Raw genomic sequence first — 24,521 nt, 5'->3', positions numbered from 1 at the left:
ACGTCAACGCGATCGTCCCGACGCAGCAGGAGCCGCCGTGATCCCGAGCGAGGTGATCGAGAAGCTCCCGAAGTCCGACCTGCATGTGCACCTCGATGGTTCGGTCCGCATCGAGACGCTGCTCGAGCTGGCTCGCGAGTATCGCATCGAGCTGCCGGCCGACAGCGTCGAGGGCCTGCGTCAGACGGTCTTCAAGGACGAGTACCAGAGCCTGGAAGAGTATCTGCAGGGCTTCGGCTACACCGTGGCGGTGCTCCAGAGCGAGCTGGCGCTGGAGCGCGCGGCCTACGAGCTGGCGCTCGATAATCAGGCCGAGGGCGTCCGCTATGTGGAGGTCCGCTTCGCGCCGCAGCTCCATGTGCATGCTCACCTGAGCATGGAGAACGTGCTCAAGTCAGTGAATCGCGGACTCAAGCACGCCAAGGAACAATTCAACGCGCGGCGTCCCGTCGTCGATGGCCTCGAGCCGCCCTTCGAGTACGCGATCGTCGTCTGCGCGATGCGCTACTTTGGTCGCGGGCAGAGCGAGTACTTCGACAACATGCTCAATGTGCATGGCTTCTCTGAGCCGCGCCGCGTCTTTGCGCTGGCCTCGCTCGAGCTGGCGCAGGCGGCGGTGCGGATCCGCGACGAGTACCGCATCCCGATCACCGGCTTCGACCTGGCCGGCCCTGAGGTCGGCTATCCGGCCGAGGATCACATCGCCGCCTATCAATATGCGCATAAGTACTTCCTGATGAAGACCGTGCACGCTGGTGAGGCCTACGGCCCCGAGAGCATCTTCCAGGCGATCACCGACCTCCACGCCGACCGCCTCGGCCACGGCACGTTCCTGATGGACACGGCGACGATCAGCGATCCGGAGATCGAGGACCGCGAGCGCTACGTGCGCGACCTGGCCCAGTACATCGCCGACCGGCGCATCACGATCGAGATCTGTCTAACTTCGAACATGCAGACCAATCCGCGGCTGCGCAATCTGGCGCACCATCCCTTTCGCCTGATGACCGAGGCGCGCCTCTCGACGACGATCTGCACCGACAACCGCACCGTCTCCAATACGACCGTCTCGCGTGAGATCGAGCGCGCGATGCGCCACCTCGTCCTCAAGCCGCACGAGCTCAAGCGCTGCGTGATCTATGGCTTCAAGCGCAGCTTCTTCCCGGGGAGCTATCAGGAGAAGCGGCGCTACGTGCGTCGCATCATCGACTATTACCAGCAGCTCGAGCGCGAGCACCCGGAGCTGCGGCCGGGCCACGTGCCGACAGCACCAGGATGACGATGACCTCGACAGAGCAGCGCAGCGCGCCGGTGGCGAGCGGCAAGGAGGGGGGCGCCTTCGGTGCCCGCTCGACGGCCGCCGAGGTCGTCGGCGGGCTCGACCTGCGCGGTAAGACGGTGCTGCTGACGGGCAGCAACAGCGGGCTCGGGTTGGAGACGCTGCGCGCGCTGATCGGCCGAGGAGCGTCGGTGATCGCCCTCGCGCGCACGGCGGAGAAGGCCGCGGCAGCCGTTGCCGAGGCGGGCGGCGCGTTGAGCGACGCGCGGAGCTCGGGCGCCGCGTGCACGACGCTGGCCTGTGAGCTCTCCGAGCCCTCGGCGGTGCGTGCCTGCGTCGAGGCCGTGCGGGCGCTCGGGCGCCCGATCGACGCCCTGATCGCCAACGCGGGCATCATGGCGCTGCCGCGGCTCGAGCAGCGCCATGGGCTCGAGCTGCAGTTTCTTACCAACCACGTCGGGCACTTCATCCTGGTGACGGGGTTGCTCGATCAGCTCGCGGACGACGGGCGCGTGGTGATGGTCAGCAGCCGCGCGCATCGGGGAGCGCCGCCGGGTGGGATCGCCTTCGACGACCTCGCAGGAACGCGCGACTATCGCCCGTGGGCCGCCTACGGCCAGTCCAAGCTGGCGAACCTGCTCTTCGCGCGCGCGCTGGCTAGCCGCCTGGCGAGCAGCCCGCGGGCGCGGCGCACGGCGAACGCGATTCACCCGGGCGTGATTCGCACCAACCTCGTCCGCCACCTCAATCCCCTGGTGCGTGGCGTGCTCGCGGTAGCAGCGCCGCTGATCCTCAAGACCGCTGCGCAGGGCGCGGCGACGCAGTGTTATGTGGCGGTGCATCCGGCGGCGACGGGCGTCAGCGGGCGCTATTTCGCCGACTGCCGCGAGGCGCGGACGAGCCGCCACGGTGGCGACGATGCGCTGGCGTCGCGCCTGTGGCAGGTCACCGAGGAACTCGTCGCGCGTCTGCCCTAGCGTCTCGCGCTGGGCTCGGCGGGGGACTCCACCGCCCCTTGGCGCTGTCGCTCGCGCGGTAGGCGATCACAAGGCGATCAGTCGACGGACTGTTGGCGTGGCGCAGGCACCGGTGCAGGGGTCGCGGCAGGGGTCGCGGCCGGTGTCGCGGCCGACGTCGCGGCGGGCGTCGGCTCTTGCACGAGGTGCACGGTACGCGTGGGGAAGGCGAGCGAGGTACCGGCTCGCTGCACGGTCTCCATGAAGCTGAACAGCACCTCCTGGCGAATGAGCTGGAACTCGGACCACTCGGGCGTCTGGAACCAGGCCATCACCTCGATGCAGAGCGCCGAGTCGCCGAACTCCTTCAGCCGGACGACCACCGCGTCGGGCCAGATCTTGGGATGCGCGCGCAGCGTGGCCTCGACGCCGGCGAGTACCTCGCGGAGCTGCGCTGGGGTGGTGCCGTAGACGAGGCCGACGGTGCAGGCGAGGCGCATGCGGTCGCGCGCGGAGTACGACTCGAGGCGCATCTCGGCGAGCCTGCCGTTCGGGATGCTGATCAGCGTGCGATCGAGCGAACGGATCTTGGTCGAGCGCAGCCCGATGGTCTCGACCGTGCCGAAGGTGTCCTCGACGCGCACGACGTCGCCTTGGCGAAAGGGCTGGTCGGCGCCGATCGAGAACGCCCCGAAGAGGTTCTCGATCGTCTTCTGGCCGGCGAGCGCCACGGCCAAGCCACCGATGCCGAGCCCCGCGAGCAGGCTGCCCACCGGATAACCCACCGCCGAGATCAGCGCGACGACGGCGGTGATCAGGACAGCGAGCTTACCGAGGCGCGCGCCGAGCGGTACCAGTGACCGCGAGGCCGGATGGTCCTGGGCCCAGGAGGACGAGCCGATCAGCTGCGCTGCCACGTCGAGCGCGCGCGCGAGCACCCAGAAGAAGTCGACGAAGAGGCTCGCGCGAATGATGCGGCCGGCAATCCGCTGGGCCGGCACGGGGAGTTCCAGCCAGGGCAGCGTAAGGGAGAGCACGATCAGCGCCCAGGCCACCGTCAGCGGCCCGCCCAGCCGCGCGACGATGGCATCGTCCCACTCCATCGCGGTGCGGCCCGCGAGGCGCGAGAGCAGGTGCCGGCTGAGGCGGCTGAGGAGCGACCCCACGCCCCAGGCCGCGAGACATATCACGGGCAGCGCCAGCCACTGCCATAGCGCCAGGTGGCCCGGCCCGCGCCGTAGAAAGGACTGCGGCAGGTGCTGAAGCAGCGAGTTGGCGCCGAGCACGGCGGAGGGCGTGCTTGCGACGATCGCAGTGAGGCCCGCGAGCGCCAGACGTGCGGGGCTGCGGGCGCGCGTGCCTTGGCTCACGCGCGCCCGCGTCCTCTGGCGGGATCGCGGGATGGCGTAGGAAGGGCAGTGCGAGGGCGTCGCGTCGAGTGTGATTGGCTTCATGGGCGCGCATTGGACCACGGTTGCGCGCACACGCCAACCCGCGGTCCTGAAATGCTGACACCCTGCTTTGCCAGCGCACCGCAGGGAGGTGACCGCGGCGCATGCCCTGGAGGCAGCCAAGGGGCGGCCCGAGCGTGTTGCGGCGCTCGCGTGGCTCGCGGTGGCGCGCGTGGTGCGCAGTGCAGCGGCGGATCCCTGCCGTGGGCAAAAAAATGCGCGACCACTGGCGCGCGAGCATCAGGAGCGAGTAGGGTCAGCCCGCGATGAGTCAGGAGCTCGGGAAACTCTACGCGCGGGCGCGTGGCTGGTGGGACGCTGGGCGGCGTCGGCTGCTGCCCGTGATCTTCGCCGGGGCCGCCCCCCTCGACCTGCGCTTTGTCGGACGGACGCTGCTGCGGGCCGGGCTCGTGGGGTTGGCGGCGGGGCTGGTCGGCGCGGCCTTCTTCGGTGGGCTCGAGTTGGTGCAGCGGCTGCTGCTCGAGGAGCTCGCCGGCTATGCGCCGCTGCGCGCGCACGGTGAAATCCTGGCCGCCGCGCCGAGCACGCCGCACGCCTTTCGTCCGTGGCTGTTGATGATGCTCCCCGCGCTCGGCGGCCTGGCCTGCGGGCTGCTGACGCGGCTGGCGCCCGAGGCTCGCGGTGGTGGCGGCGATGCGATGATCGACGCCTTCCACCGTCAGGGCGGCATGCTTCGTCGCCGCGTGATCGGCGTCAAGCTCCTGGCCTCCCTCTGCACGCTCGGCACGGGCGGCGCGGGCGGACGCGAGGGGCCGACGATGCACATCGGCGCCGCGCTCGGCTCGTGGATCGGGCGCTTGCTCCACGCCGCCGCGCGCGAGCGGCGGGTGTTGTTGGTGGCTGGCGTCGCGGCCGGCATCGCCGCGGTCTTCCGCACGCCGCTCGGCGCCGCGCTGCTGGCGGTCGAGGTGCTCTACCGCGACGGCTTCGAGTCCGACGCGCTGGTGCCGGCGATCTTCGCCAGCGTGGTCGGCTACTCCGTCGTGATCTCGATCTTCGGCGAGTCGACGCTCTTCGCCCACGCACCGCGCTTCCCCCTCGTGCTCGCGCACCTACCGCTCTATGGGGTGCTCGCCCTCGGCGTGTCCTTGCTCGCCGCCGCCTTCGCCGCCGCGCTGAAGCGCTCGCGGCGCCTCTTCGCTGCCCTGCCGGTGCCAAGCTGGGTACGCCCGGGCGTCGGTGGTGTGGCGCTGGGGGCGCTCTGCACGCCCTTGATCGTGGTGGTGGGCCGCCACTTCGGCACGGGCGGGCAGGGGCTTGGGCTGCTGGGCGTCGGCTATGGTGCCGTGCAGGTGGCGATCAGCGGCGCCTCATGGTTGCCCTCCGGCTGGGGCGCGGTCGAGCTGCTCTTCGCGCTGGCGCTGGTCAAGCTCCTGGCCGCGGCGCTGACGATCGGCTCGGGTGGCAGCGCGGGCGACTTCGCCCCAGCGCTGACGATCGGGGGCCTCTTTGGCGGGGCCGTGGGGCGCGCCGCACGGCTGCTCTTTGCCGATCCACGCCTCGATCCAGGGGCCTTCGCGCTGGTCGGGATGGGGGTGTGCTATGGCGGCATCGCGCACGTCCCGCTCAGCGCGCTGGTGCTGGTCTGCGAGCTGGCTGGCAACTACGACCTGCTGGTGCCACTGATGCTGGCGCAGGGCATCGCCTTCATCGCGCTACGCCGTTCGACCCTCTACGAGGCGCAGGCGCCGACGCAGCACGAGTCGCCGGTCTACCGCGATGCGCTGCTGCTCGACGTGCTGCACGGCAGTCACGTCAAGGAGCTGATGACGCGCGGGCGACCCTTCGTCAGCTTCGAGCCGCGGACCGGGGCCGCTGAGATGCTGCAGCGCGTGGGCGAGGCGAGCTGGCAGGACGTCTTCCCCGTGGTGGATGCGGGGCAGCGCATGGTCGGTCTGGTCAGCCTCGACGCGCTGCGCGTGCTCTCGGGTGCCCCCGACGATGCCCCCTGGGCGGTTGCCGCGGACATCATGCAGCCGCCGGTCTACGTGCACGAAGATGATGACCTGCGGCGGGCCACCGAGCGGCTGGTCTCCAATGGCCTGCGCGAGATCCCGGTGGTCGACCGCGCGCGCACGGTGATCGGCTTTCTCGACGAGGCCGAGCTGGCCAAGTCGTATTTGCAGGCGGCGCTGCGTGCCGAGGAGGACCCCGACCTGGCGCTCCAGAGCGAGATCAGCTCGGTCAGCCTGCCGATGGTCGATCCGCGCGATCTGCAGCGCTAACGATAGGAGCGATAGATCAACGGGCTGCTGACCCAAGGGGCTGCCGAGGCGCGCGCGGAGGCGCGGTGAGGCCGCAACCCGGAGGCTGGTCGAGCCGATAAGGGCCCACTTTGCGGGTTGCCGCCGCAACCCCGGGAGGGCTAAAAATGGAACCATCCAGCGCGTCGCGTATCGCCCCTACACTTGCCCCCGCACTTGCCCCTGCAACGGCTTGGCCTCGCTGGCCGCCCCCGTCGAGCTCAGCCTCTCCGACGCTGACTGCGTCCTCGCCCCTCCCGGCGAGCCGGCCGGAGCGCTCTGCTGGTCCAGGACCTCAGCGCTGGTCGATTGCCATGGCGGCCCTCGCGCGCGCCGAGCAGCTGGGCGCGGACTACGCGGTGGCGGGGGCGCCCACCAGCCCGCACCCCGCCCTCTCGCATAATCGCCGCCCCGACCAGACGCGCCTCGAATGGCTCCGCGGACTCAACAAGTGCAATCAGTTCGTCGGTGATGCGCTGGCCGAGGCCGGCTGGGCGATGCCGACCTATCGAATGCCAGGCGGCGGGCAGCACTACGTCAACGCCGAGGCGCTTCCGCAGCAGCGGCGGTATTTCGCGCGGATCACGGCCGTCGAGCAGCTCCGGGCGGGCGATGTCGTGGTCGTCGACTACCCGGGTCGCGGGGCCAACACGGCGCATGCGGAGATCATCACGGAGCACGACCCACGCCGCGGGACGCTTCAGGCGGCGGGTGCCCACGCGGCCGGCGCCTATCCGCGCGAGTGGTCCGACCTGCTCGATGGCGCGACCTACGATTCGCGCAACCAATGCTGGAAGCGCTACGACGGCGCGCGGATCTACCTGCTGCGGGCGCGTCGGCTGCTGGCGCCGGAGCTCAAGCGATGAGCGTGTTGGGGGGATGGGGATGGCGGCAACGCCTGGGCGGCGTGCCGGTGGCTTTGCTGCTGCTAGGGGCGAGCGCGGCTCGCGCGGGCGAGCAGCTCACGGTCGCCGAGCTCCTCGCCCGCAGCGGCGCGGTGGCGCAGGTCACCGTGCGCTTCGAGCGCGGGCGCAGGCTACACGTCAGCGTGTCGCGGTGGTTGTGGCGCGCGAGCGCGGCCGAGCCCTTCTTCGACCCCGCGGGCAGCACCTGCTTGCCCACGCGCAGCCTGCTCCAGCATTGGCGCCTGGCACATCGCAACCTCCCCCGGCGCACGCGGACGCTCTGGGCGCGGCTCGCTCGGGCCGAGGGCTATCGCGCCGTGGTCTTCCTGCGCCAGCAGGGCGCGCGGCTGCTGCCCTACTGCGAGCTTGAAGCGCTCCAGCTCCAGCACGTGGCGGCGCACCCCGCCCATCAGGCCTGGCGCAAGGCCCTGCACCTGGCGATCGACGCCGCTGCGGTGGGCAGCCGCGGCGCCCCCAGCAAGGGCGCTGGTCACCCTCGCTGAGCCGTAGGCGCCAAGCGTCGCGATTAGGCGGCTTCCCCCGATCGCCAGCCTGCGTTATCAGGGGGCGAGGGACCTCTGATGAAGCTGAAGCCTTGGGTCGTGGGCCGAACGATGTTCGTGGCGCGCTGGATGCTCGCTGGCGCCGGGCTGCTGGTCGCCTGCGCAGGCACGCCGAAGCCGGTGGCCAAGCCCGGTAGCTGTGGTGCGGCCTGCGCCGCGCGCGCCGGCAGCGCCAGCGGCCCGCGCGTGACTGACGCCGCTGCTGCCCGGGCCGCCGAGGCTGCGCTGCTCGAGCTCGTGCCGCCCGGCGCGCTGGCAGCGGCGGTTCTGCGACAGTCGCTGGTGACGACGCTGATCAGCGGCGTGAGGGCCCCTGAGCTGCGCGGCGAGCTGTCGAAGCTCTTCCGCGAACGGCTCGGTGCGGATCTCTTCGAGGTCACGGACGTGGTCTTGTACGCCACGGGTCCCGGCAAGGTTCCGCAGGCGGCCCTCTTCGCGCGCCTTCCCGCCGCCGCGTTGCCTGCCGCGGGGACGGCGGCTGCGGGGCCGCGCGCTGAGGTGGTGGAACGCCGGCGAGGGGTCGCGATTCGTGCGGCCGGTGAAGGGTGGGTCAGCGCGCGCGTGCCCTCTGGGCTGCTCTTGGGCCATCTCGCGGCGGTGCGTGTCGGCGTCGACCACCTGGTCGGGCCAGGAGCACCCGCGAGGGCCGCCGACACTCTGACGCCCCGCCTGCGCGCGCTCGACGGGCCGGGGGTTCAGCTCCTGGCGGCGTTGCGCTCCGTTGGCGCCCAGGACTTTGCGGCTCAGGCTGCCGCGCTCGGCGTCGAGGCCTTGGCGCTCGCCTACGGTCCGGGGCGGGAGCTCGTGCTGCGCCTGTCGGGCGATCCATCGCGACTCGATGGGGTGCTCGGCATGTTCATGATGGGCCTGAAGATGGGCCTGGCCGGTCTCGAGCAGCAGTACCTGCGCAAGCGGCAGTCCGCGAGCCTCTTCGAGGCCGTGACGGCCGTGATCAGCTACCGCCAGCTACGAGAGGTGCTGCTGACGCTTCAGCCGCAGCGGCTCGGCGATGCCATCGTCGTCCGCGCCAGCCTGCCCGAGTGGGCAGTCAGTGGCTCGCCCCTGCTCTTGGGGGTGGCTGGCGTCGCTGCGGCTGTCGCGATTCCGCAGTTCCTGAGCTATCAGCGTCGCGCGGTGGCGGACGAGGGCGCGGCTTCGCTGCGGCGCTTGCGGGACGCCTTGGTGGCCTTTCACGCTGGCAGGCACACGGGCAGGCACACCGGAAGGCACACTGGCAGTGTGCGCCGCGGCCAGGCCTTTCGTTGGCCAGTCACGACGCCCTGGAGTCCCGCCAAGGGCTGCTGCCTGGTACCGGGCCAGCGGCAGCCTTGCGCGTTGTCGCCGGCGGATTTTCGCCATCCGAGCTGGCTGGCGCTCGGCTTCGCGCCGACCGAGCCGACCCCGTACCGCTTTCGCCTGACCAGCGGCGGTCGTGGTCGGCGTGCCTGGGTCGAGATCGAGGCGAGGGCAGATCGCGAGTGCGACGGCACCCTGACCAGCCACCGCCAGCGGGGTTGGTTCAATCCTGATGGGACGCTGACCTTCGGACCCAACGCCACACCCTTGGGCACGCCCTAGGCGCCGCGGACGCGGAGGAGGGCCCGCCAGGCCGGCGCGCGGGACGCGGCGCGCGGGGGCCGGGAACGTCGCCGCGCGTGGAGCACCAAGGCCAGCAGCGTCAGCATCCAGGGCAGGGCGCCCGCCCCGCGACCCCTGCCCACGGCGGCGCCCGAGGGGGCGGCGTTGCAGGTGACCCCCTCTACCTCCTCGCCGCCTAGCCCAAGCTGGGCGCTCGAGGCAGCGGAGGGGGACGCCGCGGCGGCGCTGCCGAGCGCCCCATCGAGCTGGGTCGTCGTCGTCGGTGCGGCCGTGGGCTGATCGAGGCCGTCGAAGAGCAGCCGGTAGGTGTTCTCCTCGGGCGAGGTCGTCGCGCTCACTAGGTCCTCCAGCGAGCGCAGGTCCGCGCCGGGTGTGGCGGCGATCCAGTCGCGGTAGACATCCGCCCGCGTGTAGTATTCGGTGCCCGTGGAGCAGAGGCCGTTGTTGGCGCTGACGCTGATCGAGACCACGCCCAGCAAGACGTCGCGGTCGCCTTCACGTGCCAGCACGGGCCCGCCCGAGTCGCCCGTGCAGACGCCGGGCAACCCGACGGCGGGCTCGGTCTCGAGGACCTTCGCCGAGACGGCGGTGATCGCCTTGCTCCCGCTCTGAGGCCTGTCGGCTGGCTTGTCGCCGCGCTCCGACATCACGCCCCAGCCGACGACGGTTCCGGTCTCGCCGCGGACCGGCGCGCGGTTGGCGACGACGGCGGCGGGGATGTCGAGGACCTCGTCGCGCAAGATCAGCAGGCCGATATCGTCGGTGGTCGCTTTGACGCCTAGCTGCTGAGTCGCCAGGTAGCCGGGATGCGCCAGCGCCCTGGCGACCGCGCGGGTCGCCCCACCGACCGGACAAAACGCATAGGCCAAGGTGCTGTCCTGGACGCAATGGCCGGCCGTGACCACGGTGTGTCTGCCGACCAAGGTCCCCGTGCATCGCTTGGCCCCGGCGCTCGCGCCCGGGGCGCAGTCGGAGGCTCCAGCGATGATCAAGCCGACGGCGGGATGCGCGTCGTCGGCCACGCCATTGGCCAGCCCAGCCACGAGCTGCCCAAGCTGAGCACCCTCCTCGTAGCCGGCCCCGCAGCCCCCCAGGGCGCCAGGCACCAGGAGCGCCGGCGCGAGCAGCGCGCAAGAAAGCAGGGTGGCGCGGCGGGCCTTCGGACGTGAGCGGACGGAGCAGGGCAAGCGTGGCACCTCAGTGGTTGGCTGTGGAAGCAACCAACGGGCCAGCCTCGATGGTTCTTGACACAACGCATAACCTTCCGAAATTATTAGTCGCAATGTCGGTCGAGTCGGCGGTTGCCGGCTGCCGCGCGGTCTGCCGCCCCCAGTCGAGGGGTCTAAGAAGCCCCCTGCGCTGCCCTCGGCGGCCCCCGTCCGTCTTGCGATTCCTCCCTCGTTGCCAGTGGTTCGGGGCTCGCTCGCTCCATCTGCCCGCCCGCTCCGTGGTGCTGCTGCGCTGTGGTGCCAGAAACCGTGAGGTCGGCGGAGCGAGGGAGGCGCGCGGGAGCGGGTCGCGGGGTCGCGGCCTCGAAGGGGGCAGCGAGCAGCCCGTGACTTTCGCGGTGCTCGCGCCTGGATTGCCGAGTAGACGAGGTGCTTTGCGCGACCTCGTGGTGGGTCCTGGCGAGCCGATGGCTGGCGCTCCGGCGCTGCGCTCCACGATTCCCGGGCGCCCAGCTCGCGGCCCCCACGGCCGCTCTGTTGTGATCGCCGCCTGTCGTTGGCCCTCGGCGTGAGGTCGGCGGAGCGAGGGAGGCGCGCGGGAGCGGGTCGCGGGGTCGCGGCCTCGAAGGGGGCAGTGAGCAGCCCGTGACTTTCGCGGTGCTCGCGCCTGGATTGCCGAGTAAACGAGGTGCTTTGCGCGACCTCGTGGTGGGTCCTGGCGAGCCGATGGCTGGCGCTCCGGCGCTGCCCTCCACGATTCCCGGGCGCCCAGCTCGCGGCCCCCACGGCCGCTCTGTTGTGGTCGCCGCCTGTCGTTGGCCTTCGGCGTGAGGTCGGCGGAGCGAGGGAGGCGCGCGGGAGCGGGTCGCGGGGTCGCGGCCTCGAAGGGGGCAGCGAGCAGCCCGTGACTTTCGCGGTGCTCGCGCCTGGATTGCCGAGTAGACGAGGTGCTTTGCGCGACCTCGTGGTGGGTCCTGGCGAGCCGATGGCTGGCGCTCCGGCGCTGCGCTCCACGATTCCCGGGCGCCCAGCTCGCGGCCCCCACGGCCGCTCTGTTGTGGTCGCCGCCTGTCGTTGGCCTTCGGCGTGAGGTCGGCGGAGCGAGGAGGCGCGCGGGAGCGGGTCGCGGGGTCGCGGCCTCGAAGGGGCAGCGAGCAGCCCGTGACTTTCGCGGTGCTCGCGCCTGGATTGCCGAGTAGACGAGGTGCTTTGCGCGACCTCGTGGTGGGTCCTGGCGAGCCGATGGCTGGCGCTCCGGCGCTGCGCTCCACGATTCCCGGGCGCCCAGCTCGCGGCCCCCACGGCCGCTCTGTTGTGATCGCCGCCTGTCGTTGGCCTTCGGCTCGACGCCGCTCCGCGCCATCAGCCCCTGGCGATCACCCTCCTCACGCGCCGCCCGTCCAATCCACCCCGTCCTCGGCCCAGCAGGCGGCAAGGGCAAGGGCGAGGGCGGCGCAGCCGAGGGCGCGGGGGGCGGGGGCGGTCATTGGAGCTCGAAGGCGCCGAGGTCGACCTTGGCGCCCTTGATACGAGGGGCGTTGTCGTGGTCGAGGCGGCTCTGGGCGACGGCGGCGTTATCACCCTGGTCGTTGAGGCAGGGGCTGGTCGTCGGCTTGAAGGCCGTCAGGGTGCAGGCGCTGGCGAGGCTTTCGGCGACGAGGCTGGAGTCGGCGACGGTGCAGAGAGCGACGTTGAGGGAGTTGCCGGCGACGATGGTGTTGACGAGCTGGGTGGTTGCGCTGTTGCAGAGCACGCCAGCGGCGAGGCCATCGGCGGCTGCGTTACCGACGACGGTGTTGTTGAGGAAGGTGGCGGGGGTGGTGCTGCTGAGGCTGGCGCCCCCGGCCGGCGAGCCGGTGGGGCCGACCTTGCCGTTGCCGTAGAGGAGCGTGTCGGAGACGATGAAGCGGCCGTCGGTGAGCTTGAGGCCGCCGCCGTCATTGCCGTGGAGGGTGCTGCGGCGGACGGTGACGTCGCAGTAGCTGGCCTCGATACCCTGGCCGGCGTGGCCGGAGAGGATGGTCTCGAGGAGGGTGACGGCGCTGAGGTGGGTGGCGTTGGCGGTGCAGGTGATGGCGTCGCCGACGGCGGTGGAGCCGACGGGCCGGACGATGGCGAGGTTTTGGAGCTGGAGCGTGGCGCTGGGGCCGACGCTGAGGGCCGTATGCGGACTCGGTTGTAGGGTGACGGCGGACGGGGTAGCGCCGAGGCCGATGAGGACGGCGCGCTTGCCGCTGAGGGTGGCGCCGAGGGTGTAGGTGCCGGGCTGGAGGCCGAGGTAGGGCTTTGAGTCGGAGAGCTGGCCGATGGCGGCGTCGAGGTTGGGGTCGGTGGAGGGGGTGGCGAGGCGCAAGACCATGGCGGGGTCGACGCAGACGCCCTTGGCGTTGGCGTGGGCGTCGGCGCGGTCGCAGAGGCTGGTGCTGAGGCAGTCGAGGGCGCTGTCGCAGCGGACGGGGCAATCGGCCTGCAGGCCGCTGCCGGTGCAGCGCGAAAACTGACAGAGCTTGGTGGTGGCGACGGTGGTGGTGTTGCAGCGGCCGTCGGCGCCGCAGCGGAAGGTCTCGGCGACGGTGTCGCCGCCGACGACGGCGTTACGGCAGCGGCCATCGCAGAGCCTGGTGGTGTCGAAGCGGCAGTGGCGCGCGCCGTCGCAGCTGCCGGCGCAGGCGGCCCCGCCAGGGGAGCACTCGTCGCCGGGGTTTTGACCGTCGGGGACGGCGGTGCAGGTGCCGAGGGCGCCGGCGAGGTCGCAGCGCTCGCAGAGGCCGTCGCAGGCGCTCTGACAGCAGCGCCCATCGACGCAGAAGCCGCTGGCGCAGACCCCGGCGCCGCCGCAGGTCGTCCCCGCCGCCTGCGTCCCCCGCGCATCGCTACCCTCCGCCCCATCGCCGAGCCCCCCATCGCCGGGCCCCGGTAGGCAGGTGCGGGTGGGGAGGTCGCAGCGCTGGCCCTGGGGGCAGGGCTCTTTGGCGTTACAGAAGGTCGGGTCCTCGGCCCAGCAGGCGGCAAGGGCAAGGGCGAGGGCGGCGCAGCCGAGGGCGCGGGGGGCGGGGGCGGTCATTGGAGCTCGAAGGCGCCGAGGTCGACCTTGGCGCCCTTGATACGAGGGGCGTTGTCGTGGTCGAGGCGGCTCTGGGCGACGGCGGCGTTATCACCCTGGTCGTTGAGGCAGGGGCTGGTCGTCGGCTTGAAGGCCGTCAGGGTGCAGGCGCTGGCGGTGTCGGGAGCGACGAGGCTGGAGTCGGCGACGGTGCAGAGAGCGACGTTGAGGGAGTTGCCGGCGACGATGGTGTTGACGAGCTGGGTGGTTGCGCTGTTGCAGAGCACGCCAGCGCTGCGGCCATCGGCGGCTGCGTTACCGACGACGGTGTTGTTGAGGAAGGTGGCCGTGGTGGTGTTGGCGAAGGCCACGGCGCCGACGGTGGAGCCGGTGGGGCCGACCTTGCCGTTGCCGTAGAGGAGCGTGTCGGAGACGATGAAGCGGCCGTCGGTGAGCTTGAGGCCGCCGCCGTCATTGCCGTGGAGGGTGCTGCGGCGGACGGTGACGTCGCAGTAGCTGGCCTCGATACCCTGGCCGGCGTGGCCGGAGAGGATGGTCTCGAGGAGGGTGACGGCGCTGAGGTGGGTGGCGTTGGCGGTGCAGGTGATGGCGTCGCCGACGGCGGTGGAGCCGACGGGCCGGACGATGGCGAGGTTTTGGAGCTGGAGCGTGGCGCTGGGGCCGACGCTGAGGGCCGTATGCGGACTCGGTTGTAGGGTGACGGCGGACGGGGTAGCGCCGAGGCCGATGAGGACGGCGCGCTTGCCGCTGAGGGTGGCGCCGAGGGTGTAGGTGCCGGGCTGGAGGCCGAGGTAGGGCTTTGGGTCGGAGAGCTGGCCGATGGCGGCGTCGAGGTTGGGGTCGGTGGAGGGGGTGGCGAGGCGCAAGACCATGGCGGGGTCGACGCAGACGCCCTTGGCGTTGGCGTGGGCGTCGGCGCGGTCGCAGAGGCTGGTGCTGAGGCAGTCGAGGGCGCTGTCGCAGCGGACGGGCAATCGGCCTGCAGGCCGCTGCCGGTGCAGCGCGAAAACTGACAGAGCTTGGTGGTGGCGACGGTGGTGGTGTTGCAGCGGCCGTCGGCGCCGCAGCGGAAGGTCTCGGCGACGGTGTCGCCGCCGACGACGGCGTTACGGCAGCGGCCATCGCAGAGCCTGGTGGTGTCGAAGCGGCAGTGGCGCGCGCCGTCGCAGCTGCCGGCGCAGGCGGCCCCGCCAGGGGAGCACTCGTCGCCGGGGTTTTGACCGTCGGGGACGGCGGTGCAGGTGCCGAGGGCGCCGGCGAGGTCGCAGCGCTCGCAGAGGCCGTCGCAGGCGCTCTGACAGCAGCGCCCATCGACGCAAGCCGCTGGCGCAGACCCCGGCGCCGCCGCAGGTCGTCCCCGCCGCCTGCGTCCCCCGCGCATCGCTACCCTCCGCCCCATCGCCGAGCCCCCCATCGCCGGGCCCCGGCAGGCATTGGCGCGTCGCCACGTCGCAGCGCTGGCCGGGGCGGAAGTGGGGGCCTTGGCAGTTCGCGTCGGTGTCGCAGCCGGCGTAACAAATGTGGTCGAGCGGATGGCAGAGCAGGTCACCGCTCGGGACCTGCCCGGCCTCGGTCTTCGCCACGCAGTCGCTGTTGGTCTCGCAGACCCGTGGGTTGTCGCGGGTGCAGCCCGCGGCGACGCAGAGGGTGAGAAGCGCGGCGATGCGCGAGCGGGTCATCATCACGAGGCGTGTCCTTTTGTGGGCGCTGGTTGCCGCGCTAGCCCGCGGCCCGGCTACCCTAGCGCAGATGCCACGATGCGGGGAAGCGCACCGGTCGAGGGATGCCGGTCGAGGGATGCCGGTCGACGGATGCCGGTCGATGCGTCGACGGGCTCGCGCCTGACACGGATTTCCGAGGCCGCGGCGGCGAAGTGTCAGATTTCTGAGGGGCGCGAGCGAGGCAGCCTCGGAATTACAGTCGCTTGGGGGACGTCGCGGGAAGGCACGTCTTGTGCAACAACAGCCGAGCGAGATGAGGCCATGAGGCTTCGCAACGCCCCGCTCAACCCTCGAGGAGGCTCTGTCATGTCGCGGATTAAACTCCCCTCTCCCTTCGGCGCGGGCCTGCTGCTGGCGCTGGCCGTCGGCTGCTCCGATGCCGACCGCCCCATCGTCGACGACGTCGACAATCCGCCGCCCGTGCAGGCCTCCTTCGCGCTGCGCGCTTTCGGTAGCTGCGAGCAGCTCGAGCAGCACATCGAAGATGCCGCGGTCAAGCAGATGGAGCTGACGGTCGACGGCAGCGGCTCCTACGCCATGCGCGGCGTCGCCTTCGACACGACGGTGGCGATGGGTGCACCGGCCGCCGCCGAATCTGGCAACAACTCGGGCTCCAAGGCCGCCGATCCGACGTCGAGCACGGCGACCAACAATCAGGTCGCAGGCGTGGACGAGCCCGACTTCGTGAAGAACGACGGCAAGCGCATCTTCATGCTCAGCGGCGGCAAGTTGCACGCGCTGAAGAGCTGGCCGCCGCAGGATCTGGCGCGCCAGGGCGAGCTCGAGATCGAAGGCCGCCCGACCGAGATGGCCCTGCACGGCGACAAAAACCTGATCGTCGTCTTCTCGACGGTCGACCAGGCCAACGAAACCCGCCAGGGTGCCAGCGATGCCCTCGTCGCGCCGAGCGTCGGCCTGAGGATGCCCTGCTTCGAGGATGCAGTCGGTGGCGCGGCCTTCCGCTGCGGCTTCGTGCCGACCGCGACGAAGCTCTCCATCGTCGACGTCTCCGATCTCAGCAAGCTGCGCCTCGTGCGCGAGATCTACTTACCCGGCAACTACGCCTACGCCCGCAGCGTGGGCGCCTCGGTGCGCGTCGTGTTGCGCGACGACGTGCGTTGGCCCGACGGCGTCGAGTTCTACCCGAACGTCGACTACCCCGCCTACCCCCAGGTGGGCTGCGGGGCCGACCCCACGGGCGCGACGACAGGCGACCGCGTGGCTTCGAGCGGTGGTGCGACCCCCGAGGGAACGTTCGTCGCGAGCAAGGACCCTGGAAGCGCCCCGGCGCATGACGCTGGCGTCGCGCCCACGCCGGGCGACGCGGGCGCTGCGCCCACCGATGGCATGAGCTACGAAGCCTGCAGCAAGCAGCAGGAAGAGCTGCAGCAGGCGACCCAGGCGGAGTACGAGCAGCGGCTAAAGGTCGCGCGTGCGGCGCTCAAGGTGCGCAACGCGAAGCTGATTCGTGCGCAGACGCTGGCCGGGTGGCTGCCCACCGGCAAGGCACGCTTGGCCGACGGCGCGGTGGTGGACCTCGCCTACGATTGCAGGGACTTCTCCGCCGCCGATGTCTCGGTGCGGCTGGGTCTCGCCAGCGTGATCACCCTCAATCTCGATCGACCCGACGCGATCAGCCGGACCTCTGTGGTCGGTGAGGTCGATCAGATTTACGCCTCCGCCGAGTCGCTCTACCTGGCGAGCCAGCATTGGTGGTGGACCGCCAAGGTCGGGCAGAGGAACCACACCTACTTCCACAAGTTCGACATCCGCGACGGGAATAGCGCGCGCTACGTCGCCTCGGGCGGTGTCGACGGCTACGTCCTCAATCAGTTCTCGATGGACGAGCATGAGGGCTTCCTGCGCGTGGCGACCACCGTCAACGAGAACCAGCAAGATCCCGACCAGCCCTGGCGCACGGTGACGACCAACCGCGTCAGTGTGCTCGGGGTCGACGCTGGGCTGCTGAAGGTGGTCGGCGTGACCGAGGACCTGGCCAAGGGCGAAACAATTCAGAGCGCGCGCTTCTTCGGCAAGCGCGGCTTCGTCGTGACCTTCCGCCAGGTCGATCCGCTCTTCGCGCTCGACCTCTCGCAGCCGACCCGGCCGCGCGTGGTTGGTGAGCTGAAGGTGCCCGGCTTCTCGAGCTACATCCATCCGCTCGGCGACGACCACCTGCTGACGATCGGCACCTATTTGCCGGAGTCGGGTCAGGGCGAGCGGCGCGTGCAGCTCGCGATCTTCGATGTCAGCGATCCGGCCCATCCGCAGCAGACCTTCCTGCAGCTCGTCGGCTCGCCCAACGCCAACTCGGCGGCGCAATGGGACCACAAGGCCTTCAACTTCTTCCCGGAGAAGGGCCTGCTCGCCGTGCCCTACACGGACTATCGCTCGTGGGTCGGTCCGGCGGATGCCGAATCCTACTGGCCCGGCTTCGTCAGCGAGCTGCGCGTCTATCAGGTCGACAAGGACAAGGGCTTCACCCCGCGGGGCGCCGTGTCGATGAGCGACGTCTACGCCAGGCAGGGCCGCTACGACTGGCAGTGGTGGTACAGCCCGGAGGTGCGCCGCAGCGTGATGGCCAGCGATGACGCGAACGAGTTCGTCTACGCGATCACCGACGCGGGGGTGCGCGTGGCCACGCTCGGCGCGCTGGCGACGCCGCTGGCGACGGCCGTGTTGCCGCTCAGCGTGCCTCCGATCGATGGCTACCCGCTGGCACGTGGAATCGTGGCGGATTAACCAGCGGAGTGAGCTGAGCCGCTCGTCGTGGCGGTGGCTTCCTGGGCCGGGTGCAGCAGCATGCGCACCCGGCCCGTCTCTTTTCTGCCCTCGGTGGAGCTCGACGCCGGCTACAGGCTGCTAGACCGTGGCTCTGCCATCTCCTATGATATGCGGACGGCCTGCACGGCGTCGGCGTTGCGCCGAATCAGGGCGCTGGGCCGGTTCAGAGTGCTGCGCGAGGACGGCGCGATGGGCGCCCGAGGCGTAGCAAGAACGTTTCCACGAAAGTGGTCGCCAACATGCCCGACAGGACGGCCGACAGGATGCTGGACGCGATCGAACGCCGGCGGCACCCGCGGCTGACCTACGGCGCCTGGGTCGAGGACGAGCTCCAGGGGGGGCTCGGCTTTTATGTGGCGGTCAACCTCAGCCTCGGTGGGCTGCTCTTGCGCAGCAAGGACCCGCCGCCCCCGGTCGGCCACAGGGTGCGGCTGCGGCTGGTGATCGAGAACGAGACGCGCGTGATGTCCGTCTATGGCGAGGTCGTGCGCCACGTCGGCGGCGCCGCGGGCGAGTTCGCCGTGCGCTTCGTCAATCTCGATCCCGTGCGGCGCGAGTTCCTCGACGATCTGGTGCGCGAGGTCGCCGCGCCGGTCGCGACCTGAGCGCGCGCCGCGCCCTCACGCTGGCGCCCGCTCGCCGCCAGCCGTGGTGGACAGCCCGGGTCGCCTGCGCTAGAGGGCTAGTCCACTCCTTGCGCTCCCCTTCGCTGATGGCGGGTTTCTGATGGCTCTCGATCCACGCGCGGCCCGACGTTTTCTCACGGCGATGCAGGAGGAGTGCGAGCGGCAGCGACGGCACCTGCGCGTGCCGTCCTATCCGCGGCCCTGCTACATCAGCTATCTGCTGCGCGACATCCATCTGACGGTGCTCTGGGGCCGCCTGGGCAACATCAACCAGAGCAGCGTGCAGGACGCCCGCAACGTCTTCTGCGACGTGCGCGTGGGATCGCATCGCTTCGATCAGGTGACCGAGGGTGGCCTCGACGACCACGACGCCGAGAGTGAGAGCTACGAGCACGTCGAGATGCCGATCGGCAACGACGTCGATGCGCTCAAGTTCCACCTCTGGAAGCTGACCGACAGCCGCTACCGCGAGGCCGTGCGGCAGTACCTGAACAAGAAGTCGCACCACATCACCTACGTCGACGCCAACCGCGATCTACCGTCCTTCGTGCGCGCCGAGCCGATCGTCGACGAGCGCTTCCACCGCGCGCGGCCGCCGGACCTCGCCTACTGGAAGGACTACGTCGAGCGCGCCTCGCGCGTGGTCAAGCGCTGTCCCGAGGTGAAGAACTCCTGGGTCGAGGTGCGCATTCGCGACGTCTCGCGGCTCTTCGTCAACACCGAGGGCTCGCGCCTCGCCGATCAGAGCCGCGTCTGCGAGCTGAGCTGTGATCTGTGGCTGCTCAGCCCGTGTGGCGAGGTCGTCTCGACGCGCGTGCTCTACGTCACACCGACGCTCGACGATCTCCCGGCGCTGCGACCCTTCATCGCGCAGATCCGCGAGCGTGTGCGCCTGCTGCGCCAGCTCAGTCAGGCGCCGACGCTGAAGTCGTACGCGGGGCCCGTGCTGCTGGCCCCGGGCCCGGCGGGCATCCTCTTTCATGAGGTGCTCGGGCACCGACTGGAGGGCAGTCGCCTGCTCTCGACGCGCGAGGGTCAGACCTTCGCCCGCGATCTCGGCAAGCGCATCGTGCCCGAGTTCCTCAGCGTCTTCGACGATCCGACGGCAGAGCGTATCGCCGGCACGCGCGCGGTCGGCCACTACCGCTACGACGACGAGGGCTCACCCGCCCAGCGCGCCCTGCTCGTCGACCGCGGGCGCCTGGTGAACTTCCTCAGCGGGCGGGCGCCGGTGACTCGGGCGCGGCTGCGCGGCAACGGCCACGCGCGCGGCGAGTACCACGAGCGGCCGATCAGTCGCATGGCCAACCTGGTGGTGCAGGCCGAAGGCGGGATGTCGCATGCCGCGCTGAAGCAGCGCTTCCTCGAGGCGATCCGGCGCCTGCGCCAGCCCTTCGGCATCATGATTCTCGACGCCGAGGGCGGCGAGACGGCGACCGACTCGTACGACTTTCAGGCCTTCATGGGCCAGGTCGCGCTGGCGGTGCAGGTCTGGGCCGACGGGCGCGAGAATCTGATCCACAACATCACCTTCGTCGGCACGCCGCTCTCGGCGCTGCGCAACGTGATCGCGGTCGGCGACACGCCGCGCTGCGAGAACGCCTTCTGCGGTGCGGAGTCGGGCGTGGTCCCCGTCTCGACGACGAGCCCGGCCGTGCTGCTCTCGAACCTCGAGCTGCAGGCGAGCGACCAGCGCCAGTACACGCCCTACCTGCTACCGATGCCGCACGAGAAGGGCGCGCGCCGCGCGCGCCGGCGCCGGCCGCAGTAGCGCGCGCGGGGCGCCGCAGGCCACTGCCGGGCAGTCAGGGCGCGACACCCGCGGGATAGAATCGCTCACCCCGTGCGGCCAGCTCGCGCAGCAGCGGCGGCGGCGCGAAGCGCGACTCGCCTGGCGCGACCCCGACACCTTGCGCCACCAGGGCGTCGAGCTTGGCGCAGGCGGCGGCCAGGCCGAGCTGATCGAGATAGGCCAACGGTCCGCCCGTGCCGGGTGCGAAGCCCAGGCCGAGCAGGGCGCCGAGGTCGGCGTCGCGCGCCTGGTGGATCACGCCCGCGGCCAGCGCATGCACAGCCTCGACGCTTTGGGCCAGGAGCAGGCGCTGCCCCAGTTCTGCGGCGCTCGCGTGCGCGACCGGCGGGAGCACCCCGGACGGGCGCGGCGCGGCGCAGGCGGCGAGGCCGGGCCAGAGCCCGCGCCGTCGCCAGCCGCCGCCGGCTGCGGCGGCGTAGTCGTAGTAGCCGGCGCCTGTCGCGCGACCGCGGCGGCCATGCGTCTCGACCAGCGTCGCGAGCAGCCGCGCCCCCGCACCATCGCGCGGCCAGGCGAGCTGCTCTTGCGCCCCCGTCAGGATCTTCCGCGCCAGCACGAGGCCGACCTCGTCGGCGACCTGCAGCGGGCCGACGGCCATGCCGGCGTGGCGCGCGGCCCACTCGACGAGCGCCGGCGCGTGGCCCGCGGCGACCAGCGCCGCGCCCTCGACGACATAGGCCAGGAAGACGCGCGTGGTGTAGAAGCCGTAGCCGTCGCCGACGACGATCGGCGTCTTGCCCAGCGTCGCGGCGAGGGCTAGCGCGCGCGCCACGGTAACCGCCGAGGTCTGCGCCCCGCGCACGATCTCGAGCAGCGGCATCCGCGCCACCGGCGAAAAGAAATGCAGGCCGATCACGCGCGCGGGATCGCGCGCATCGGCTGCGATGGCGCTCAAGGGGAGGGCCGAGGTGTTGCTCGCCCAAAGCCCTGCCGGGGCCAGCAGTGGCTCGGTCTCGGCGAGCACCCGCCGCTTCAGCGCCAGCGTCTCGTCGACGGCCTCGATCAGCACCTCGCAGCCCGCCAGGGGCTCGAGCCCCAGCGTGAGCGTGATGCGCGCCAGCGCCGCGGCGTGGCCTGCCGCGCCGCGCGGGTCGGCTGCCGCCGCGTCCCGGGCGTCGCCCCGCCCCGCCCAGCGCGCGCGCGCGCTTTCGAGCGCGGCCGCGTCGATGTCGCGCAGCACCACGTCGCAGCCGCGGGTGGCGCAGTGGAGGGCGAGGTCCGCGCCCATCAGCCCCGCGCCGACAATCCCAACCCGCGGTCGCGCGCCTTCGCCCGCTGAGAACCCCGAGCGCGCCGAAACGCCGGCAGCGCCGGCGACGCTTGCAGCGCCGGCGACGCTCGCGCCCTCACGCGCCAGCGCGTCGGCCGCCCGGCGGTGTTGCCAGAGCATGCGAATCAGGGCGGCGGTGGTGACGCTGCGGGCGGCGTGGACGGCCAGGCGCGCCTCGACCTCGAGGGCGCGGTCGAGCTCGAGGCCAGCGCCCTCGTGGAGCGCACGGAGCAGCAGCTCGGGGGCTGGTTGCGAGCCCGCCGTGCGCGCGTGCAGCGCGCCGGCCGCGCTGAGGAAGAGCTCGCGCGCTGCGGCGCTTCGCGGTGCCGGGGGCGGAAAGACCCAGCCCGGTCGGTCGTAGGGCTGCGCCGGGTCGGGGCGCGTGGTGAGCCAGCGCCTGGCCTCGGCGAGCGCCGTCGCCTGGTCGGGGTAGAGCGCGTCGATCAGCCCGGCGCGCAGGGCTGCCGCGCCGCGCAGCGGGGCGGGGCGCAGCAGCTCGAGCGCGGCCGTCAGCCCGAGCAGGCGCGGGAGTCGCTGCGTCGCCCCGCCCGCCGGTAGCAGGCCGAGGGCGAGCGCCGGTAGCTCGAGGCGGAGCCGTGCGTCGTCGACGGCGACGCGCCGATGACAGGCCAGCGCCAGCTCGAGGCCGCCATCGCTGACCGCGCCAGCGAGCACCGCGACCACCGGCACGCCGCAGGTCTCGAGCCCGCGCAGCCCCCCTTGCACGCGGCGCACGTGGGCCAGCAGCGCGGTGCTGTCGGGCCAAGCGAGCCAGCGCTCGGGGTCGGGCCCGCTACAGAACGCCTCGTGCGCCGAGCTGACGAGGACCCCACGCAGCTCCGGCAGGGCGCGGGCCCAGGCCACGGCCGCGAGCAGTGCGCTCGCCAGCGTATCGTCGAGGACGTTGGCGCTATCCGGGGCGCCCAGCCGCAAGGTGGCGAGCCCCTGCAGCGGGTCGAAGGTCCCGACGACCGGGCCGGTGGGTGGTGGCATCGTCGCCATCAGACGCGCTCGATGACGGTGGCGGTGCCCATGCCACCGCCGATGCAAAGGGTGACGAGGCCGCGCTGCAGGCCGCGCGTCTCGAGCGCCTCGAGCAGCGTGCCGAGCAGGATCGCGCCCGTGGCGCCGAGCGGATGGCCGAGCGCGATCGATCCACCGTCGACGTTGATGCGGGCGAGGTCGAGGCCGAACTCCTGAGCGTAGGCCAGCGGCACGGCCGCGAAGGCCTCGTTGACCTCGAAGAGATCGATGTCCTCGAGCGCCAGCCCGGCGCGCGCGAGCGCCATTCGCGTGGCGGGCACCGGCCCCCAGAGCATCAGCACTGGGTCATCGCCGACGCTGACGGCGCTGACGATGCGCGCGCGGGGGCGCAGGCCGAGCGCCTCACCGCGGGCGCGGCTGCCGATCAGCACGGCGGCTGCGCCGTCGACGATACCCGAGGCGTTGCCGGCCGTATGCACGTGGTCGATCGCCTCGAGCTGCGGATAGGCGCGGCGCGTCAGCGCGTCGAGGGCCCCGTGGCGGCCGAGCGCGGCGAAGGCCGGTTTGAGCTGCGCGAGTCGCTCGAGCGTCGTCTCGGGCCGCAGGTGCTCGTCGTGCTCGAGCAGCGGCAGGCCGTTGAGGTCGCAGACGGGGACGAGGCTGCGGTTGAAGCGCCCCGCGTCGCGCGCGGCGGCGGCGCGCTGCTGGCTCTGCAGCGCGAAGCGGTCGACGTCGCCGCGGCTGAGCCCGCGGAGCGTGGCGAGCAGGTCGGCGGCGATGCCTTGGGGCACGGAGCCGACCGCCCACTGCAGCGCGGGGTCGTATTGCGCGCCGCCGTCCGCGCCCATCCGCACGCGCGACATGCTCTCAACCCCGCCGGCGACCAGCAGCTCGGCGTAACCCGCCGCGACCCGCGCCGCGGCCTGATTGATGGCCTCCAGCCCCGACGCGCAGTAGCGGTGCACGGTGACGCCCGGCACGCGCTGATCGTAGCCCGCCTCCAGCACGGCCCAGCGCGCGATGCAGGCGCCCTGCTCCTCGGTCTGCGTCACGCAGCCGATGATCACGTCCTCGATCAGGGCGCTGTCGAGGGCGTTGCGCGCGGTGATGGCACGGAGCGCGGTCGCCAGGAGCTCGACGGGCCGCACGGTGTAGAGCGCGCCGCGACTCTTGCCGAGGCCGCGCGGCGTGCGGACGGCATCGAAGATGTACGCTTCGCCCATGCTCCCTCCGGGACGTCCGCCCCCCTGGGTAATGGCGTTTATACTAACCCGGCCAGGCCGATTGGGCCGCCGGGGACCGCCGGCTATCGGTCGCATGATTAGAGGTTGACATGTAGTCAGACGTAGACGATGCTGCTCTGTTAGAGGTTATTGATTCGCTCTTGGGGTCGATGTGGGTGTCCGGCGCGACGGCGCTGGACCTGGACGGGCAAGGCGGGTGGCACCATGAAAACCCTGCTTGCGGTGGCCTTGGCCTCGGTCGCGCTGATCAGCGGCGACCGGCCAGCTTCAGCCTTTAGCTTCGACCTGCCGGCCCTCCTCACGAGCACCAGGGACCGAGACACGCTGCCTCTCCCCGCCGTCCTGCCCGGTCGCGCCGGGACCGCCGCGGAGCGCGCGACAGGGCAGCGTTCGCTGCCGCCGACGGGGGCGACCGCGGTCGAGCAGCCGCGTCCCAGCGAGCCCACGCCGCCCTCACGGGCCGCACGTGGGTCGCAGCCGGGCGGAAAGCGGGGGGCCGTCGCGCCGAAGGGCGGCGACGCTCCGGGGCCCAAGCGGCGAGCCGCCGAGGGACCTGCGTTGCCGCCGGCACCGGCGACCGAAGGTCTCGCCCCGTCGGCGACCCCGCCCGAGCTCTTGACCGCGCCGCCGACGCGGGGTGCCGGCGCGCTGACGCTCGGGGGGCCGCAGCGGGCGCGCTTCGTGCCAGAGCCGCTGACGCCCCTGGTCCCCTCGACCATCCTGCGTCTGCATCCAGAGGTGCGCTGAAGCGGCGGCCCTCGGCGCCGCGGACGCTGCGGCCTGTGCCCGTCCGCCATGGCCCGCTGCGCGGCCTGGTGGTTGCCCTCCC

Annotated in this window: 17 protein-coding genes; 10 read left to right on the top strand and 7 right to left on the bottom strand. The window is 71.8% G+C overall.

Going from position 1 to position 24,521, the window contains the following annotated elements:
• Positions 1-40: 40 nt before the first annotated feature.
• On the top strand, positions 41-1,279 hold the full coding sequence (locus IPL40_05435) for an adenosine deaminase family protein (GenBank protein MBK8480600.1): 1,239 nt from the start codon (positions 41-43) through the stop codon (positions 1,277-1,279).
• 2 nt (positions 1,280-1,281) lie between these two features.
• Positions 1,282-2,256, top strand: coding sequence for an SDR family NAD(P)-dependent oxidoreductase (locus IPL40_05430; protein ID MBK8480599.1), 975 nt, complete (start codon positions 1,282-1,284; stop codon positions 2,254-2,256).
• 77 nt (positions 2,257-2,333) lie between these two features.
• Here the strand turns inward: IPL40_05430 and IPL40_05425 are convergent, their stop codons facing one another.
• A complete protein-coding gene (locus IPL40_05425; protein MBK8480598.1) occupies positions 2,334-3,689 on the bottom strand; it encodes a mechanosensitive ion channel family protein in 1,356 nt (451 codons plus the stop codon).
• Positions 3,690-3,952: 263 nt separating this feature from the next.
• Between IPL40_05425 and IPL40_05420 the strand changes: the two genes are divergently transcribed.
• From IPL40_05420 to IPL40_05405, 4 genes are all read left to right on the top strand, one after another.
• The gene (locus tag IPL40_05420; GenBank protein ID MBK8480597.1) at positions 3,953-5,932 is read left to right on the top strand and encodes a chloride channel protein; all 1,980 of its coding nucleotides are present in this window, start codon (positions 3,953-3,955) and stop codon (positions 5,930-5,932) included.
• Positions 5,933-6,264: 332 nt separating this feature from the next.
• A complete protein-coding gene (locus IPL40_05415) occupies positions 6,265-6,816 on the top strand; it encodes a hypothetical protein (GenBank protein ID MBK8480596.1) in 552 nt (183 codons plus the stop codon).
• Positions 6,813-7,358: a hypothetical protein gene (locus tag IPL40_05410; protein ID MBK8480595.1), complete on the top strand. Its 546-nt coding sequence runs from the start codon at positions 6,813-6,815 to the stop codon at positions 7,356-7,358. The genes IPL40_05415 and IPL40_05410 overlap by 4 nt, the downstream gene beginning before the upstream one ends.
• A 78-nt stretch (positions 7,359-7,436) precedes the next feature.
• Positions 7,437-8,996 carry a hypothetical protein gene (locus IPL40_05405; GenBank protein ID MBK8480594.1) on the top strand — a complete coding sequence of 520 codons (1,560 nt, stop codon included), beginning with the start codon at positions 7,437-7,439 and terminating at the stop codon, positions 8,994-8,996.
• Here the strand turns inward: IPL40_05405 and IPL40_05400 are convergent.
• The 4 genes from IPL40_05400 to IPL40_05385 all read right to left on the bottom strand — a co-directional run bounded on the left by IPL40_05400 (position 8,993) and on the right by IPL40_05385 (position 14,932).
• Positions 8,993-10,204 (bottom strand): trypsin-like serine protease, encoded by a 1,212-nt coding sequence (locus tag IPL40_05400; GenBank protein ID MBK8480593.1) that lies wholly within the window; start codon positions 10,202-10,204, stop codon positions 8,993-8,995. The two genes, IPL40_05405 and IPL40_05400, sit on opposite strands and share 4 nt — an antisense overlap.
• Before the next feature lie 1,465 nt (positions 10,205-11,669).
• Complete coding sequence (locus tag IPL40_05395) at positions 11,670-13,250, bottom strand: right-handed parallel beta-helix repeat-containing protein (GenBank protein ID MBK8480592.1); 1,581 nt, start codon at positions 13,248-13,250, stop codon at positions 11,670-11,672.
• Positions 13,247-14,224, bottom strand: coding sequence for a right-handed parallel beta-helix repeat-containing protein (locus tag IPL40_05390; GenBank protein ID MBK8480591.1), 978 nt, complete (start codon positions 14,222-14,224; stop codon positions 13,247-13,249). The genes IPL40_05395 and IPL40_05390 overlap by 4 nt, the downstream gene beginning before the upstream one ends.
• 132 nt (positions 14,225-14,356) lie before the next feature.
• A complete protein-coding gene (locus IPL40_05385) occupies positions 14,357-14,932 on the bottom strand; it encodes a hypothetical protein (protein MBK8480590.1) in 576 nt (191 codons plus the stop codon).
• Between the two features lie 345 nt (positions 14,933-15,277).
• Here IPL40_05385 and IPL40_05380 point away from each other — a divergent pair, with 345 nt between their 5' ends.
• From IPL40_05380 to IPL40_05370, 3 genes are all read left to right on the top strand, one after another.
• A complete protein-coding gene (locus IPL40_05380; GenBank protein MBK8480589.1) occupies positions 15,278-17,713 on the top strand; it encodes a beta-propeller domain-containing protein in 2,436 nt (811 codons plus the stop codon).
• 281 nt (positions 17,714-17,994) lie between these two features.
• Positions 17,995-18,360: a PilZ domain-containing protein gene (locus tag IPL40_05375; protein ID MBK8480588.1), complete on the top strand. Its 366-nt coding sequence runs from the start codon at positions 17,995-17,997 to the stop codon at positions 18,358-18,360.
• 121 nt (positions 18,361-18,481) lie between these two features.
• Complete coding sequence (locus IPL40_05370) at positions 18,482-20,152, top strand: hypothetical protein (protein MBK8480587.1); 1,671 nt, start codon at positions 18,482-18,484, stop codon at positions 20,150-20,152.
• 34 nt (positions 20,153-20,186) lie between these two features.
• Here IPL40_05370 and IPL40_05365 read toward each other — a convergent pair whose 3' ends face one another.
• Positions 20,187-22,466, bottom strand: a complete 2,280-nt coding sequence (locus tag IPL40_05365) for an enoyl-CoA hydratase/isomerase family protein (protein ID MBK8480586.1) — start codon at positions 22,464-22,466, stop codon at positions 20,187-20,189.
• Positions 22,466-23,671 (bottom strand): acetyl-CoA C-acetyltransferase, encoded by a 1,206-nt coding sequence (locus tag IPL40_05360; protein ID MBK8480585.1) that lies wholly within the window; start codon positions 23,669-23,671, stop codon positions 22,466-22,468. Before IPL40_05360 ends, IPL40_05365 begins: the two co-directional genes overlap by 1 nt.
• A 225-nt stretch (positions 23,672-23,896) precedes the next feature.
• Here IPL40_05360 and IPL40_05355 point away from each other — a divergent pair, with 225 nt between their 5' ends.
• Positions 23,897-24,439 carry a hypothetical protein gene (locus IPL40_05355; protein ID MBK8480584.1) on the top strand — a complete coding sequence of 181 codons (543 nt, stop codon included), beginning with the start codon at positions 23,897-23,899 and terminating at the stop codon, positions 24,437-24,439.
• Positions 24,440-24,521 lie beyond the last annotated feature (82 nt).

This window comes from Pseudomonadota bacterium (assembly GCA_016711215.1).
In the GTDB taxonomy this organism is placed as follows: domain Bacteria; phylum Myxococcota_A; class Polyangia.
This window is presented reverse-complemented; position numbering and strand designations above follow the sequence as displayed.